Here is a 15130-nt window from a genome sequence, read left to right on the forward strand (position 1 = left end):
CTTTTGTAAGGGGTTCCGATATTACCAAAACCCTAATTAATCCGCTATGCGAGCGGGACATTAATCCCTGACAGAATAATTGTTACCTCCGCGTCGCACTCGCAGTTACAATTAGTTCTTCCAGAATAACGAAAAAGGAGTCGGGATGAATTCACAATCCCAGGCCAAATCCCCGGAGCGTCTGCGTGCGATGGTCGCGGGTACGCTGGCCAATTTTCAGCACCCAACCCTGAAGCACAACCTTACTGCCCTGAAAGCGTTGCACCATGTGGCGTGGCTCGATGACACCATTCACGTTGAAATCCAGATGCCGTTCGCCTGGCAGAGCGCGTTTGAAGAACTGAAAGAGCAATGCAGCGCTGACCTGCTGCGCATTACCGGTGCGAAAGCGGTCGACTGGAAGCTGTCGCACGCGATTTCCACGCTGAAACGCGTTAAAAATCAGCCGGGCATTAACGGCGTGAAGAACATCGTTGCCGTGAGTTCTGGCAAAGGCGGCGTGGGTAAATCCTCTACCGCGGTAAACCTGGCGCTGGCGCTGGCCGCTGAAGGCGCAAAAGTCGGCATTCTTGACGCCGATATTTACGGCCCGTCCGTGCCGATGATGCTCGGTGCAGAAGGTGAACGCCCGACGTCCCCTGATGGCACCCACATGGCGCCAATCATGAAATTCAATTTGGCCACCAACTCGATTGGTTACCTGGTGACCGACGACAACGCCATGGTCTGGCGTGGCCCGATGGCCAGCAAAGCGCTGTTGCAGATGCTACAAGAAACGATGTGGCCGGATCTCGATTATCTGGTGCTGGATATGCCGCCAGGTACCGGTGACATTCAGCTGACGCTGGCGCAGAACATTCCGGTCACCGGCGCGCTGGTGGTCACTACCCCGCAGGACATTGCGCTGATCGACGCCAAAAAAGGCATCGTGATGTTCGAGAAAGTCGAAGTGCCGGTGCTCGGTATCGTCGAGAACATGAGCATGCATGTGTGCAGCAACTGCGGTCACCATGAGCCTATTTTTGGCACCGGTGGCGCAGAGCGTCTGGCACAGCAGTATCACACTCAGCTGTTGGGGCAGATGCCGCTGCATATCAGCCTGCGTGAAGATCTCGATCGCGGCACCCCAACGGTTGTTGCGCGTCCGGACAGCGAATTCACCACCCTGTATCGCCAGCTGGCAGGCCGCGTGGCCGCACAGCTTTACTGGCAGGGTGAAGTCATCCCCGGTGAGATTGCCTTCCGCGCCGTGTAAGCACGCGTTCGTACTGAACAGTAAAGCCACCGTCGGTGGCTTTTTTTCTGCCATTTCAGGCGATAGGCCGCAACCCCTGCGGCGTTGATAACCAGCGCGGGGCGAGCATGGTATCGGTCATAAACGCGGTCAGCTCATACAGCAGGCCCTGCAACGTCTCTTCAACGCTGATGCTCAGCGGGTTGCCGGACAACAGGTGGCTCAGCGCCAGACAATACTCGCACAGCAGTTCACTTTCGGTATCCATAGTGGGACGAGAGCGGGGCAAGGTGCTGACGGTAAACTGCGCCATCTGGTTTTCATCAATCGGCTCAAGCAGCATCGGTTGTAACTGGGTCAGGCATTCGTGCAAACGCTGGTAAAGCTCATGCTGCGTTGGCAGGTGTTCCGTATCCAGCGCACCGGCAGCCAGTTTCTCGCAGTGGGCTGCGGCTTCGGCAAAGTCAGTTTGCGGTTCTATGTCAACATAGAGCAGAGGGTGGGTCCAGACGGCGGGCGCTTCCATGATGGTCTTCTCCATAGTGTTACAATGACTGGTTGTATATACAGTGCATTGTAAGCTCTGAAGAGACGCTGACAAGGACTAATCCCTGAAGGAAGCTCTCAAAATTGAATGATAAAAATGTATGCGGATGGAGCGTCAGCGGAGACGGTAATGCAATAACCAGTAATCACCATTAGGTGACGCGCCGCGGGCCTCGGTATGCCAGCCGTGATGATGATAAAACGTCAGCGCCTGTTCATTCTGCACCAGGCATTTCAGCGCGCCGGTGCTGGTAAAGGTTGTTTGCACACGCTCAAGCAGCGCGGCACCCACGCCCTGACCCTGCCAGTTCGGGTCAACAAATAGATTATGCAGAAAATTATCGCTATCCCAGACGGAAGCAAACCCGACGCGATGGCCGTCAATTTCAGCAACCCACACGGTTTCATCGAGCGTGGCGGCATCAAAATCTTCCAGCTGCCAGTCGCTGCTGTCGGCCCACGGCCAGCTGATTTTACGTGCGCGAAGGTATAAGGTGCGAAGGAAAGGACGGTCAGAAGGATGCCCTGGGCGAATGATCATCACGTTCTCCAGGTTAATTCAGAAGACACTGTGAGCGTCACGATTAACGCTCACAGCTTACAGCATTAACGATGATAGAAAATTTCACCATCGTAGACTTTCATAATCTTGCCGTCGGCGTCACCAATCAGGACGTAGTTGCCGCCCATGTAAGTCCAGTGGCTACCCGCATCCGGGGCAGGCAGGTTACGCAACTGCCACTGTTTGATATTGTACTCTTGCGAACGGTACATTGCTGGCACGCTATCACCGATGTTGAAATGGGTGAAATCAGCAATAAAATCTTTTAACTCGTATTTCTGAATCCCAGAAGTCGGCACAGTTGCCGGTGCAGCTGATACCGCACCTGCTGTCGCCAGCAGTACGCCCAGAAGCATCATTTTTGTTTTACGCATACCTTCTCCACACATACATTCACTAGACAGCCTGGACTTAAATTTACCACCCCGTATCATTCCCGATGAAACCGCCTGCTGGCAAGCCTTTTACGGGCAAAAAGTGTAAGCAAACTTCGAAAGAATACTGCGTATGGCAGGCGCTGGCGCGGCCGCCAGGCATTTTGAGACGATTCCGGTTTTTGTGCTTACAATACACAACGTTATCAGCAGGAGAGAGAAATGCTCAGACTGGAAGACTTAACATTGTTTGTTCGCGCGGCGGCGTTGGGCAGTTTTAGCGAAGCGGCGCGCGAGGCGCGGCTGCTACCTGCCCAAGTGAGCGCGGCGATTAAACGCCTGGAAACGCACCTCAATATCCGCTTATTTGCGCGTTCTACCCGTAGCCTGCGACTGACGCCGGAAGGTGAAACCTGGCTGCCATTCGCCACCCAAATGCTCGATACTCTCCATGCCGGACTGCAGCAAATACAGACCCCGGAGGATGAAATTCGCGGTACGTTGCAGATCGCCGTGCCGTCCGATCTTGGCCGCAACCTCCTGTTGTCGGTGTTCCAGGCTTTTCGTCAACGCCACCCCGCGCTGCGCCTGCGCATTCTCTTTTCCGACAGTCTGACAGACGTGTTCAAGGATCCTGTGGATGTCGCGTTTCGCTACGGCAATAACGATGACGCGTCCTTTATTTCATTACCGGTAGCGTCTGAAAACCGCCGCGTGCTGGTGGCGTCACCGGAATGGATTGCGCGAAATGATGAGCCAAAAACGCCGGAAGAATTACGCCAGCACGACGTGCTGACCTATATTCTGCGTGGGCGCGTTTACGATCGCTGGACTTTTTTACGCGACGGGCAGATGCAGGAAATTGAGGTCAACAGCAGCGTAATGAGCGACGACGCCGAAGTCATTCGACGGCTGGCTATCGCGGGCGAGGGGATTGCCAATAAATCCTGGCTCGACGTCAGCGACGATATTGCTCAAGGGCGATTGAACATTATTCTTCGAGATTATCAGGGGGATAAGGTTCCACTGAATATGATTTGCCCGCATCGAAAACAGCTCTCGATGGCGGTGCGTTTATTGTATGACGCGGTGTCGGAAAAGTGCGCCACAATAATGCAACATATGCCGGATCGTTAATCGCTTATTGTCGCGATAATAAGCAATGAGTTCATTTTGTTTATTATCGCGCATTGTCATAAATAAAATATCTAACATTATAATTACCCTTCCCCAATAAAATTGTTAATGTTTATTTTTGAACCGATTTATGTTTGTCGCCTTACGCGTGGATGCGTATTCTCTGTATGCCAAACCTGTCTGCACCAGGCAGATATCCCAGAGTAACTAGTGACCCATGCATAAATTGACGATTCATCCTTCGACGATGCTGAAGGAAGAAAATACGCTATTTAACACCATCGTTCTGACGGTGACGACGCTAGTCCTTTTTCTTGCCAGCAGCATTCTGCAGCAAACTGGGCATTTGGCTCTTTTCTGGCCGCTTAATGCGGTATTGGTCGGTCTGTTTTTACGGTTCCCCTTTTTTAATCGGCCTTATAACTATTTAATCTGCTTATTAGTATTGCTGCTGTGTAACGCTGCGTGCGGAAATAATGATGCGGGCTCGGTCCTGATTACGCTTTCTAATATGTTGTTCGTCGTTATTCTGGCAAAAGCCATTTTAAATGAAAAGAAAACGCCGGAAGAGCCGCTGAAACTCAACGTCCTGCGTCTTTACAGTTATTGCCTGCTGAGCGCGTTAATTTCCTCGCTGCTCGGAAGCTACGGTTTTGGGCTGACATCCCACCAGACTTTCCCCGATATTTATTCCGTCTGGTTTAGCGAGCAATTTTCTACCAGCGTGCTGGTCTTACCTTTTCTGTTGACCTGGAATGGCAATCTGCTGCCGCAAAAATTTGATCTCCGCCGGGTGATGCCGCTTGGCCTGCTGATTTTATCTATTACGGCTTCCGCGAACAGCGGGGGCATTGGCAGCCTGGCCGTTACGCTGCCTGCGCTGATTTGGTGTGCGATCAGTTATTCGCTGCCGGTGACCTGTTTGCTGACTCAGCTAACCGGTATCGCCGAAGTCTTGATGGTCGATTCTCACTGGATGTATTCCGGCATTAACGGGCATATCACACAGATTGTTTCTGCGCGCATGGGGATTGCCTCAGTCGCTATCAGCCCGGTGATGGTGGCCGTGAGCGTACAGGCCATCAACATGCTGGTGAAACAGCTGTCGGCCCGCGCCAATTACGACTTTCTGACCCGCGTGCATTCGCGTTTTGGCCTGTATGAAAAATTACGTTTGCAGGATGAGAAAACGGTCAATACCGCACTGAACGTTTTGCTGCTGGATATCGATCATTTCAAAAGCATTAACGATACGCACGGGCACGACTGCGGCGACAGTGTATTGACCGAATTCGCTCGCCGGGTCAAAGACGTGGTGGGTGATAAGGGCATTGTGGCGCGTATGGGCGGCGAAGAGTTTGCCGTCGTGATGCCAGATGCCTGCGGTGATAACGGCTATCTTCTGGCAGAAGAAATTCGCGCCGAGATTGAACAGATGGAAGTGAATTGGGAAGGGGAAACGCTTTCCCTGACCGTCAGTATCGGGCTGAGCCACGGCCAGGCCGCACGGCGACAGCTGGTCGATGCCTTCGACAAACTGCTCTCTGAAGCCGACCGATACCTGTATCAATCGAAAAAAGCAGGGCGTAACCGTACCTCTGCCGCACCTGCGGTCATGGACAAACTTCTGGTGCCTTCTGCCTCTTAGGCAAATGACACATTGTAAATTTTACCTCTTTTAACGCTAGAGCTAACGCAATCACCCAAGCTATGGAAACGTCTTCCCTGAAAGCCTACCCATTCACTTTGCTGAAAAGTGTGATGATAATTTTACTGGTTGCGCTGCTGGTCATGATCCTGTGCGCTACCGGTCTGCTCGACTATCAGTCCCGTAAAGCGGGAAATATGATGAATGAGCAATTGCTAAACACGCAGAGTGAAATGGTTCAGCTCAAGCTGGGAGATTTTCTCGACAGCCCGCGCCAGCTCAGCCTGTTGATGCAGAAATTCCTCCAGGGAGGCCAGGCTGCCGTCAACGATGGCATGGTACGCCCTGAATTAGTCTATTTAGGTTCCCGGGCTTTTGCGGATATTCAGGCGATGCAAAACTTCTCCTGGACCGATGCCAACGGGAATTACTTCTCCGTAAAACGCGACAGCACCACCGGGCGTATTTACCTCGAGCGCAGCAGTCCGCAGGATCCGACGCAGCTCGTCACCTACAGCGGGATCAGCGAGCAAAGCAATATTGTTAAATCCGTCAACAATTTCAACGTCAACAGCTTCTCGTGGTTCCACATCGCGCAGCACCAGCGTAACCCTTGGTGGATAAGCGAACCCGGCGTTAAAGGCCATATCGCCACCTATCATCTGCCGGTGTACACCAAAGAAGGGCAGTTTGCCGGCGTGATTTCCAGCGGACTGATGCCAGCCAAAATGAGCGGCTTTCTGGCGCAGCTACTGCCGAGTAAAGAGTATGCCCTGCTTATTATCGATGAAAACAAGCGCGTCATAGCCAGCACCGATAATGCGATGATGTCTGACAAACTGCTGTCTTCGCTGACTAATGAGGCCGAAGACTGTAACTGCGAGAAATTGACTTCATTCCATGTCAATGGGAAACGCTTCCTTGCGGCGACCTTTGACGTGCACGACAGCGAATATCTGCTCAAATGGCACGCCGTGCTGGTTGCGCCGCATCAGGCGGTACTGGCGACCACCCGGCAGCAGCATTTGATGATTATGCTCGCCAGTGCGATGGTTATTCTGCTGCTGATGGCAGTACTTAGCCTGGTTATCCTGCGCTTTACCGGCTCGCTGAAAGAGACCGTCGAGAAGGTCAAAGAGATTGGCCTCAAGCCGTGGAAAAAAGAGACCAAAAAGCGGACTTTCCCGGAACTGGCGACGCTAAACGAAGAGCTTGAACGGGTGTCCGAGCTGACGCCGTCGGCGGGTGCGCACCGTACCAGCCTTGAGGAAGACGTGGAAACTGGCTTGCTGACGCTCGGCGGTCTGATGCACACGCCTGCACTGTATGACAACCGCAATCTGCTGGCGATGATTAAGGTCAGTAACTTCAATTCCGTCAAAAATGCGCTCGGCAGCGCGCTGGCGAAAGAGTTTATTCAGTCCTTTGCTGACCGCCTGCGCAGCATTCTGCCGGAAGGCGCGCTGTGCTGTCGCGATCGTGAAGACACTTTCATCATCGCCTTTACCGGGACGTACGAAAGCAAAGACGTGGCGTGGTATCGCGGCGTTATCACCTCCGTGTTTCGCGAACAGTCGGCGGAAATTGCCGGGGAATCGCACATCTTTACCGGCCATGCGGGGATGATTATCGAGCCGCTGACCAAAGAGAACTTCAGCGAATGCCTGCGTAACGTCAGCCTCGCCATGCAGCATACTCAGAATCAGCGTAACGGTGCGTGTAATCTCTATACGCCGGAAATGCGTGAAGAAGAGGTCAACAACCTGCGTCTGCACCAGGCGCTGCGGGACGATCTGCAAACCGAAGGTTTCCACCTCGTACTGCAGCCAATCGTGCCGTTTGCGGAACAGGTGCAGTGTAAGGAAGGGGAGTGCCTGATTCGCTGGCAGTCCAACGTGCTTGGCTTCGTGCCGCCGGATAAATTTATCGCGCTGGCCGAACACACCGGCATGATAGTGCCGCTGGGTAAATGGATAATCGACACCGCCTGCCGTGAGCTGGCGACGTTTATCGCCCGAGGCGCACCGTCTGACTTCAAACTGCACATCAATATTTCGGCGGTACAGCTGCAACAGGCTGATTTCTCACGCCATCTGCTGGAGTGCATTCATCGTTATGAACTGCACAACAACAATATCTGTATCGAGATTACTGAAAGCGTGCTGCTGCATGACACACACCGGATCGTCGAGATCCTCGCGTATCTGCGCCGCCTGGGCATTTCCGTCGCTATTGATGATTTCGGTTCCGGTTATTCGAGCCTGTCTTACCTGCATTCTTTGCCATTCGATTGCCTGAAAATTGACCGTGGTTTTGTGAGAAACGTTCTGGAAGACAAGAAAAGTGAAGCGGTCATTGCCTCGGTGCTGATGCTGTCGCGCAGCTTCGAAGTGCCGCTGGTTGCCGAAGGGGTAGAAACCGCCGAAATGGCCGCCAAGCTGCACGAAATGGGGTGCGATCTGGCACAGGGATACTATTACTCACGACCAAAACCGTTTGCCGATTTTGTCACGGCAAATGGCCAGTTTGTTGTGCAGCCTGAATAATGGGCTGAGCGGAAACCGAGGCGCGCTATGCAAATCTTGAAGGAAAAGTTCTCCGTCAATACCTATCCGTTGTCGTTGACAAAGACCATTCTGTTAACGCTGTTGCTGACGTTTTGCGTGGTGCTCGCCACCATGTATACGTTCCTGCACTACGCCGGGTACGCTTTCCTCGACACCATCAGTGAGGAAATCCTCAGTTCGAAAAAGCAGACCATCGAGCGAGCGGTTAATAACTACATCAACGTTCCGCAGCAGTCGAACGCGATTGTCGTTCACGCCCTGAGCCAGATGGATGCTGACACCTTTACGGTGCGCGATCTCAGCGGTCTGCTTATCAACAACGTCACCAATGTTTTTTCCGAACGTGACTATCTCGACATGGTGGAATTCGGCAGTGCTAACAATGATTTCATTGGTATCTCGCACGACCGACTGCAACAGAACTATCTTGGGATAAAAGACGTCTCAACCGGCAATCAGCTCACGTTGCTCAGTGACTACAGCCTCGATTCGTCAGTTGAAAAAGTGATCCCCGCATACGAAAATAACTCGCGCATCTGGTACAAAGCAGCGGCAGCCGATCGCCGATCGCACTGGACGCCTGCTTTTCGTGATTATGATGACGCTGGAACGGCGGGTATTGCCTGGAGTTCACCGGGCTTTGACCGTAACGGTACGTTTATGGGCGTGGTGGCAAGTGAACTGCATTTTACCGAGCTGAATAATAATCTTGAGCATTTCAAACCGTTCCCGGAAAGCATTCTGCTTATCGTGAACGACAAAAATGAGCTGGTAGCCTCGTCGATGCCATCATTGGCCAAATCGATGCTCAAAGGGAACAACCACGAACTGGCGCTGCAAACGTTAGATAAAATCGGCGTGCCGGAAATTGTGAGTGCCGGAAACGCGCTGGCGAAACGCACCAAGCCTGGCATGCTGTCGGTAAAGGTCAACGGCAAGGATTTCTATGTCGACACTTTTGATGTCGAAGATCAGGAAAGCCGACTGCACTGGAAAGGGATCATTGTGAGCCCGGCGACGGCGATTACCCAGACCATGCTTAATTATGGTCAGGTGGTTATGTTGGTGCTGTTTATCGCCTGTGGTCTCGGCTTCCTGGCGGTTGGTTTTGTGCTGTCTCGCGCTACGCGGCCGCTCAATGAGATTGCCCGTAAAGCAGATGAGCTGGTGACGCACCGCTGGACGCCTTCCAAACATAAACGCCACTTCCCGGAAATCGCCTCGCTGGAAACGACCTTTATGGCGCTGTCGCACAAGCTGGCTGAAAGCTTTGAACTGCAGCGTAAAAAGATTGAAGAGGATGAAGGTACCGAGTTGTGGACCCGCACAGGGTTACGCCAACAGCCTTCGCTCTATAAGCGCCGCAACATGGTCGGACTCATCCATATCAATAACATGTATAGCATCGTGAATGCGCTGGGTACCGAGTTCGCTGATATCTTTATCAATGAGTTTATTTCCCGTCTGCGCGATCTGCTGCCGACCGATATTCTGATCGCTCGCGACACCACCGACAAACTGCTGGTCGTATTCCCGGGAATGAATCAGCACAAGGATTACCTGCGCTACCGTGCCGTGATGGAATCGATGTTCATGGGTGAAGATAGCGAGCAGCGCGCGAACGACAATAAATACGTCTATACAGGCAACGTGGGAATGGTTATCGATACGATCACCGAAGAGAATTTCTCGGCGATCCGCCGTGGTGCAGGCATGGCATTGCTGCAGGCAGAGGCAGTCGGTAACGGCGTGGTTAAGCTGTTCTCACAGGAAATGTACGAAAATGAGCTGTACAACATCAAGCTGCATGCGCATCTCAACGATGCGATTCATCAGCATGAATTCCATCTGGTGCTACAGCCGATTATCGATCAGAACAACGAAGCCCACTGCCGTGAAGGTGAGTGCCTGCTTCGCTGGCAATCTGAGGTGCTGGGTGACATCCCGCCGACGCGCTTTATTCCGCTGGCGGAAGAGAGTGGCCTGATTGTCCCGCTCGGCAAATGGGTGATTGAAGAAGCCTGTCGCGAACTGGCGGAAATGATCGCCCGCGGCGCGCCGCAGGATTTTCTGTTGCACATTAACGTGTCGGCTATCCAGTTGCTCCAGCAGGATTTTGCCTGGCATCTGATGGATTCGATTCGCCAGAATGGCCTCGCGAACAGCAATATCTGCATTGAAATTACCGAAAGCGTGCTGATGCAGGACATGCAGCGCATCGGCAAAATGTTGAGCTATTTGCGCCGTCACGGTATTTCAATCTCGCTGGACGATTTTGGCTCCGGCTTCAGCAGCCTCTCGTACCTGCACGCGCTGCCGTTCGACAGTATTAAAATTGACCGCAACTTTGTGCAAGGCGTAATGGGCGATGAAAAAGCGCAGTCGGTCATCAGCTCGCTTATCATGCTGGCCAGCGGCTTTAACGTGCCGCTGATCGCCGAAGGTATCGAAGATGAAGACGTGATGCTGAAGCTCAAAGCGCTGGGCTGCGAGAAAGCGCAGGGTTACTACTTCCGCCGTCCGGCAGAATTCTCTGACTTCCTTTGTGAAGCGGGTGAGTTTTACTACCAGCCTTGCGATGAGCGGGAAGAAGAGCCGGTTTGATGTCTTGGGGAAAAGTGGGGTAAGAAAGGCGTCGTTTAAGAGTCAGCATCATCACGCGCTGGCTCTTAAATGTGATTGATCCTGAAGCTAATATTATCGCCTTACCGATCATTTTTTGGCTGCGGGGCTGGCTTCATCCACGCATCATCATATTTGATATTTCCTCTGACGTAATTCCACTCAATCCCTCTGAACCTGAGCCCTACCACTTCATGCATGTTAGGTGAAGAACTTCCCGGATAATAAACATGTGTGAAGTCGACAGAGGAAACCACTACGCTTTCGAGTGTGATGGTATAGGTTTCAACTTCCAGGCCCGCTTCTACAATTTCAAAATATTTAATCACCGCTTTTTGTAAGCGTTTTGATTCGCATACCGCAATCGCCAGATAAGGACTGACGTTATCCAATTGTTTATGCAGTATCACAGGGTTGTGCTGTCGGGTCCCGGTCATGTTTCCAGTGTGGCTATCAACGCTTTGCCTGACACCGTAGCTGCTGTTCATTATTTCTATCGCACCTTCGCGGCCTGGAGTAATACAATGACCAGGAACCAATGTTCCATTTTCGTCATAAAGAAATAAATAAGCGGGTAATGACATTACAGACCTCCTAAATGTGTCAGTTGACCATTGTTATCAATAAAAAACTCATGAATATAATCATTGCCATTAAGACCATAGGAAAGGGTATAAGAATAGCCATAATGCCATTTGAAATTTATACAGTCATCAGGATAGGATTGATGTAAATTTTCATTATACTCAACTACGGTTTCATCAAGATTTTCACTTGATTCGATGCGGTAGTAACTCAAAACATCTTTTTTATCCACGCTAAAGCAAAGGTGATCACCTTCAATAAACGTAGATCTCGTTTGGGGACCAGGTGGTCCACCGGGACAACCAGTTAATAGTAATATAAAAGGGATAGCAATGAATGCTTTCATCCTGGAAATCCATTTAGCACTGATTTATATTTTCCTATGAGTGAGTAAACTGATTGATTTGGGTTGAAATCACGATATTCATATAAGTCACTGTTCCCTGCGAAACCGTGATGTAACAATAACCAATAATCACTCACGATTGATGCTTGCTGCTCTAAACCATAGTGGAGTAAATCAGCTTTATTTAAGCTATAGCTGTAATCGGCAATACGAGAGAATAGCCCTCGGGTTCTGACAAACATACCTTTTTGGGTTTGCCACACGTGCATCATTTCATGCATGAATCTGTGTTTCTTTATTAGTTTCGGTTCTAATGAAAAGTCGGGTGAATACGTTTCCTCTCTAAACCACATCTCACCGTCAGGACTCATCGCCACATTTATGGGTTGTAGATTAAAGGGAAGATAGCTCTCCCTGTGTACCCACACGCGAAAGTATTCAATGCTGTTGCCATACAACGTCTTCGCCAACGCTATTTCACCAAGGGTGAGTAGCCTCACGCCTCCGGGAATGATAATTGTACCCGACGTAGGTTTGATAAACTCATTAACTGGCATAAAAACCCCTGACTCCATGGTGGTTTATTTTTGAAGCGTACTCCTGATTAATCAAAAGAGAAATTATTTTTTCCGTGAATAAGTTTAATGTCAAAGAGTGATGTTAGCGGTTTAACTAATAAGGTGTCGACATGCAGAAGGTTATTTTTAGTGGGTGAGGGTAATAGCAGGTTTATCGTTTTGTCTTTTTTATTATTGGTTCCCTTAATGATTAAGGGCCACCGGTGAGGTGACCCTTTTTACTATTCCTCTGTCACCGCTTTGTGCGGTTGCTCGAGGATCATGGTTTGCGTCTGGCTCAGGCTCACACCCGCCTCACGAAGCATTTTGAGGATTTCGTATAGCAGGTCACTGCGCGTTGAGCTGACCATGCGCGGGCTGTTCACATAACCCGTGACGCTCAGCACAATGCCGTTCGGTCCGAGTTCCTTAAAGCTCACCGACGGTGCCGGGGCGTCCAGAATGGATTCGTGCAGGGTATAAGCCATCAGCAACAGGTTACGCACCTGTTCAGGATCGATGTCCAGCGGAAAGGTCAGGGCGATGGTCGCCACACCCTGTGCGTTCCCCATGGTGGCGTTGCGCACGTTCTGCGAGATGAGCTGCGAGTTCGGAACGATAACCGTCGATTTATCGCTCAACTGGATTTCCGTCGCGCGAACGTTGATCCGACGAATATCTCCCTCTACACCGCTAATACTCACCAAATCGCCCACTTTGACCGGGCGTTCAGTCAACAGGATCAGGCCAGAGATAAAGTTCTTCACAATCTCCTGCAGACCAAAACCGATACCTACCGACAGGGCGCTGACAATCCATGCCAGCTTGTTCCATTCGATGCCAAGCATCGAAAGCGTCAGCATGATGATCAGCACATAGCCGACGTTAGTGAACAGCGTGACAAGCGATGCCCGCAGACCGCGGTCCATCATGGTTTTTGGCAGGAAATCGTTATCAAGCCAGCGACGGGTTGAGCGCAATACGTACCAGCCGACTACCAGGCACAGGAAGGCATTCATGGCATGCGCCGGAATAATATTTATCCCACCGATACCTTCCCCGCCCCAGATATCTACGATTTTTTTCAGCAACTCCACGGGGGTAGTGCTGCCAAAAGTCCCGTTGAGCAGCGCAATGGCTGCCATCAGCAACAGCGAGCTTTTACCGACGGCCGAGAACAACGTTGCTGCGAGTGACAGGTGGCGATCGTTAAGACTCAGTGTGCTTTTGAGGATTTTGCCGCTTTGAGTGGAAGGTGAGAATACGCACTCGCAGAGATCGACCACGAAGTGAATCAGCAGATATAAGCAGCAGACGACCAGACCAATCCACAGCAGCTCGAAGGTGAAAAAGCGAGCCAGCGGGATATAACCAATCAGCAGCGCCCCCAGAATGACCATAGCCGTCAGGCTTATCACCAGATGAATCAGGCCTGCAATCGTAGAGCGAGCTTCAGTTTGTTCGCCATCGGCCCGCATTTTGCGGCGCATACGGTTAACCCGTACCGGCGCTATCAGGCAGTTCAACGCGACCAGCAAGGCCGACAGTCCGTTGCCAAACAGGGTGGCGGCAATGCTGGTCCCGACAAGAGCATTGAGCTGCTCGATTGTGCCAAAGATAAAGATAAAGGTGGCCAGCAGGACCGGAAACGAGCCAAGCGTTTTTGCCAGCGAATCGGCAATCCCCGGCAAACGCCAGGAAGGATGGTTGTTTGAGAGTAATGAAATCCCAAGACCGGCGATGATCGCCGAGAAGTAGGTTAGCTCAACCAGCTGATCGGCAAACTCCAGCACCGGCTGCGAGGTATCCGGTAGCCGCGTGAAGATATAACACAGCAGCTGCATGCTGATACCCAGCGTGAACATCGTGCTGAGTGTGGTGAAACAAGCGAGAAAGCTGCGACGAAAACGCCCCTGAGGCAACCAGCGGGGGAGGATCCAGCCGACGGGTTTATCCAGTGCTTTGCGTCCGAACAGACCAATAATCAGCGCGAGCAGTAAGTAGAAGCCGGAGCCGATACGCCATCCATCGCTCCATGCCTGATCCCAGACTTCGCTAATCTGTGAACCGAAATCACCAAAGCGCGCGGCATCTTTCTCAGCTGGATTGATAAGCGGAGCCCAGAATTTTTCGCCCAGAATACTGCCCGTATTGAGCGCAATTTGCGTTTTCAGCGCGTCGCGGCGTAAACCAAAAATTTGCGCAGACAGGTTCTGCGCCCCCACGCTGATGGCTTTGGTTTGCTCAATCTGAGTGGTGAGAAGGGTCTTGCTATTATTGAGCTGTTTACGCTGACTAACGACCTGCGGGGTTTCCGTCAGGGTGCCAGGCGCAGGCGGCGGGCCGAGGACATCAAGCTGTGCCTGAACCTGCGCCAGCTGCGGAGCCAGCGCCACGGCAAGCTTATCGGCATCGCTGACCAGACGCTGAGCATCATCGTTCAGGGCGGTAAATTGCTTATCCGCTTTTGCAGCGGAAACCTGCTGCTTCAAGGCATCCAGACGTTTTTGCAGCGCAGGTAACGCGATGTTAGCATTGACCTTAACAGGGTGCTCCACGTCGGTTTGCGTGGGGCTGTCATCCGCCAGAGACAGAAATGACGCCATCATCAGACATGACAACAATGCCAGTAGCAGCGGCACTTTTAACATTTTTCGCATAGAAGGATGTACCTGAAATTTCGCTCAACAAGGGGTCTGGACCTGATCGGCTAAGAATACCCGTTAATTGTGAAAATCCTATCAGGTAAATCTGTGTTAAATGGGCAAGTGACATTCTGCATTTCCAACAAACCGTTGGCCATGAGAAGAGCGGTGAGATTATACCTGTAATTTTTGAGGTTGTACCAGGTGGTAGGGACCGATCACTCTGCGGGCAGGAGGGGGAGATGACGCCAGACGCCGCGACACCCGATAAAACTTCTGTTTCACCAGGTGTCAGCGGCATCTGCTG

The 15130-nt window shown here is 51.7% G+C and carries 12 protein-coding genes; 5 read left to right on the plus strand and 7 right to left on the minus strand.

What is annotated here, in order from left to right; translation table 11 throughout:
* Positions 1-145: 145 nt before the first annotated feature.
* Positions 146-1255 (plus strand): iron-sulfur cluster carrier protein ApbC, encoded by a 1110-nt coding sequence (apbC, locus tag MUU47_RS17105; RefSeq protein ID WP_258989342.1) that lies wholly within the window; start codon positions 146-148, stop codon positions 1253-1255.
* Positions 1256-1310: 55 nt separating this feature from the next.
* On the opposite strand, the gene MUU47_RS17110 is transcribed toward apbC, so the two are convergent.
* The 3 genes from MUU47_RS17110 to MUU47_RS17120 form a co-directional block, all read right to left on the minus strand.
* Positions 1311-1760 (minus strand): hypothetical protein, encoded by a 450-nt coding sequence (locus tag MUU47_RS17110; RefSeq protein WP_258989343.1) that lies wholly within the window; start codon positions 1758-1760, stop codon positions 1311-1313.
* 135 nt (positions 1761-1895) lie between these two features.
* Complete coding sequence (locus MUU47_RS17115; protein ID WP_258989344.1) at positions 1896-2321, minus strand: GNAT family N-acetyltransferase; 426 nt, start codon at positions 2319-2321, stop codon at positions 1896-1898.
* Positions 2322-2386: 65 nt separating this feature from the next.
* The gene (locus MUU47_RS17120) at positions 2387-2716 is read right to left on the minus strand and encodes an RcnB family protein (protein WP_258989345.1); all 330 of its coding nucleotides are present in this window, start codon (positions 2714-2716) and stop codon (positions 2387-2389) included.
* A 222-nt stretch (positions 2717-2938) separates the two neighbouring features.
* Between MUU47_RS17120 and MUU47_RS17125 the strand changes: the two genes are divergently transcribed.
* The 4 genes from MUU47_RS17125 (at position 2939) to MUU47_RS17140 (ending at position 10672) form a co-directional block, all read left to right on the plus strand.
* A complete protein-coding gene (locus MUU47_RS17125; protein WP_258989346.1) occupies positions 2939-3853 on the plus strand; it encodes a LysR family transcriptional regulator in 915 nt (304 codons plus the stop codon).
* Between the two features lie 217 nt (positions 3854-4070).
* The gene (locus tag MUU47_RS17130) at positions 4071-5501 is read left to right on the plus strand and encodes a GGDEF domain-containing protein (protein ID WP_258989347.1); all 1431 of its coding nucleotides are present in this window, start codon (positions 4071-4073) and stop codon (positions 5499-5501) included.
* Between the two features lie 113 nt (positions 5502-5614).
* On the plus strand, positions 5615-8047 hold the full coding sequence (locus MUU47_RS17135; RefSeq protein WP_258989348.1) for a bifunctional diguanylate cyclase/phosphodiesterase: 2433 nt from the start codon (positions 5615-5617) through the stop codon (positions 8045-8047).
* 27 nt (positions 8048-8074) lie between these two features.
* On the plus strand, positions 8075-10672 hold the full coding sequence (locus MUU47_RS17140) for a bifunctional diguanylate cyclase/phosphodiesterase (RefSeq protein WP_258989349.1): 2598 nt from the start codon (positions 8075-8077) through the stop codon (positions 10670-10672).
* A gap of 101 nt (positions 10673-10773) precedes the next feature.
* On the opposite strand, the gene MUU47_RS17145 is transcribed toward MUU47_RS17140, so the two are convergent.
* The 4 genes from MUU47_RS17145 to MUU47_RS17160 all read right to left on the minus strand — a co-directional run bounded on the left by MUU47_RS17145 (position 10774) and on the right by MUU47_RS17160 (position 14838).
* On the minus strand, positions 10774-11274 hold the full coding sequence (locus MUU47_RS17145; protein ID WP_258989350.1) for an Hcp family type VI secretion system effector: 501 nt from the start codon (positions 11272-11274) through the stop codon (positions 10774-10776).
* Entirely contained in the window at positions 11274-11621 is a 348-nt protein-coding gene (locus MUU47_RS17150) for a putative T6SS immunity periplasmic lipoprotein (protein ID WP_258989351.1), read from the minus strand. Before MUU47_RS17150 ends, MUU47_RS17145 begins: the two co-directional genes overlap by 1 nt.
* Positions 11618-12178, minus strand: coding sequence for a type IV secretion protein Rhs (locus MUU47_RS17155; RefSeq protein WP_258989352.1), 561 nt, complete (start codon positions 12176-12178; stop codon positions 11618-11620). Before MUU47_RS17155 ends, MUU47_RS17150 begins: the two co-directional genes overlap by 4 nt.
* Before the next feature lie 242 nt (positions 12179-12420).
* Complete coding sequence (locus tag MUU47_RS17160) at positions 12421-14838, minus strand: DUF3772 domain-containing protein (protein WP_258989353.1); 2418 nt, start codon at positions 14836-14838, stop codon at positions 12421-12423.
* Between the last annotated feature and the right edge of the window lie 292 nt (positions 14839-15130).

The sequence above is a fragment of the Scandinavium hiltneri genome, from assembly GCF_024764835.1.
GTDB classification, from domain to species: domain Bacteria; phylum Pseudomonadota; class Gammaproteobacteria; order Enterobacterales; family Enterobacteriaceae; genus Scandinavium; species Scandinavium hiltneri.

Coding starts and splice junctions, on each gene's coding strand:
- apbC (WP_258989342.1), top strand. CDS start 146: ATGAATTCACAATCCCAGGCCAAATCCCCGGAGCGTCTGCGTGCGATG.
- MUU47_RS17110 (WP_258989343.1), bottom strand. CDS start 1,760: ATGGAAGCGCCCGCCGTCTGGACCCACCCTCTGCTCTATGTTGACATA.
- MUU47_RS17115 (WP_258989344.1), bottom strand. CDS start 2,321: ATGATCATTCGCCCAGGGCATCCTTCTGACCGTCCTTTCCTTCGCACC.
- MUU47_RS17120 (WP_258989345.1), bottom strand. CDS start 2,716: ATGCGTAAAACAAAAATGATGCTTCTGGGCGTACTGCTGGCGACAGCA.
- MUU47_RS17125 (WP_258989346.1), top strand. CDS start 2,939: ATGCTCAGACTGGAAGACTTAACATTGTTTGTTCGCGCGGCGGCGTTG.
- MUU47_RS17130 (WP_258989347.1), top strand. CDS start 4,071: ATGCATAAATTGACGATTCATCCTTCGACGATGCTGAAGGAAGAAAAT.
- MUU47_RS17135 (WP_258989348.1), top strand. CDS start 5,615: ATGATAATTTTACTGGTTGCGCTGCTGGTCATGATCCTGTGCGCTACC.
- MUU47_RS17140 (WP_258989349.1), top strand. CDS start 8,075: ATGCAAATCTTGAAGGAAAAGTTCTCCGTCAATACCTATCCGTTGTCG.
- MUU47_RS17145 (WP_258989350.1), bottom strand. CDS start 11,274: ATGTCATTACCCGCTTATTTATTTCTTTATGACGAAAATGGAACATTG.
- MUU47_RS17150 (WP_258989351.1), bottom strand. CDS start 11,621: ATGAAAGCATTCATTGCTATCCCTTTTATATTACTATTAACTGGTTGT.
- MUU47_RS17155 (WP_258989352.1), bottom strand. CDS start 12,178: ATGCCAGTTAATGAGTTTATCAAACCTACGTCGGGTACAATTATCATT.
- MUU47_RS17160 (WP_258989353.1), bottom strand. CDS start 14,838: ATGCGAAAAATGTTAAAAGTGCCGCTGCTACTGGCATTGTTGTCATGT.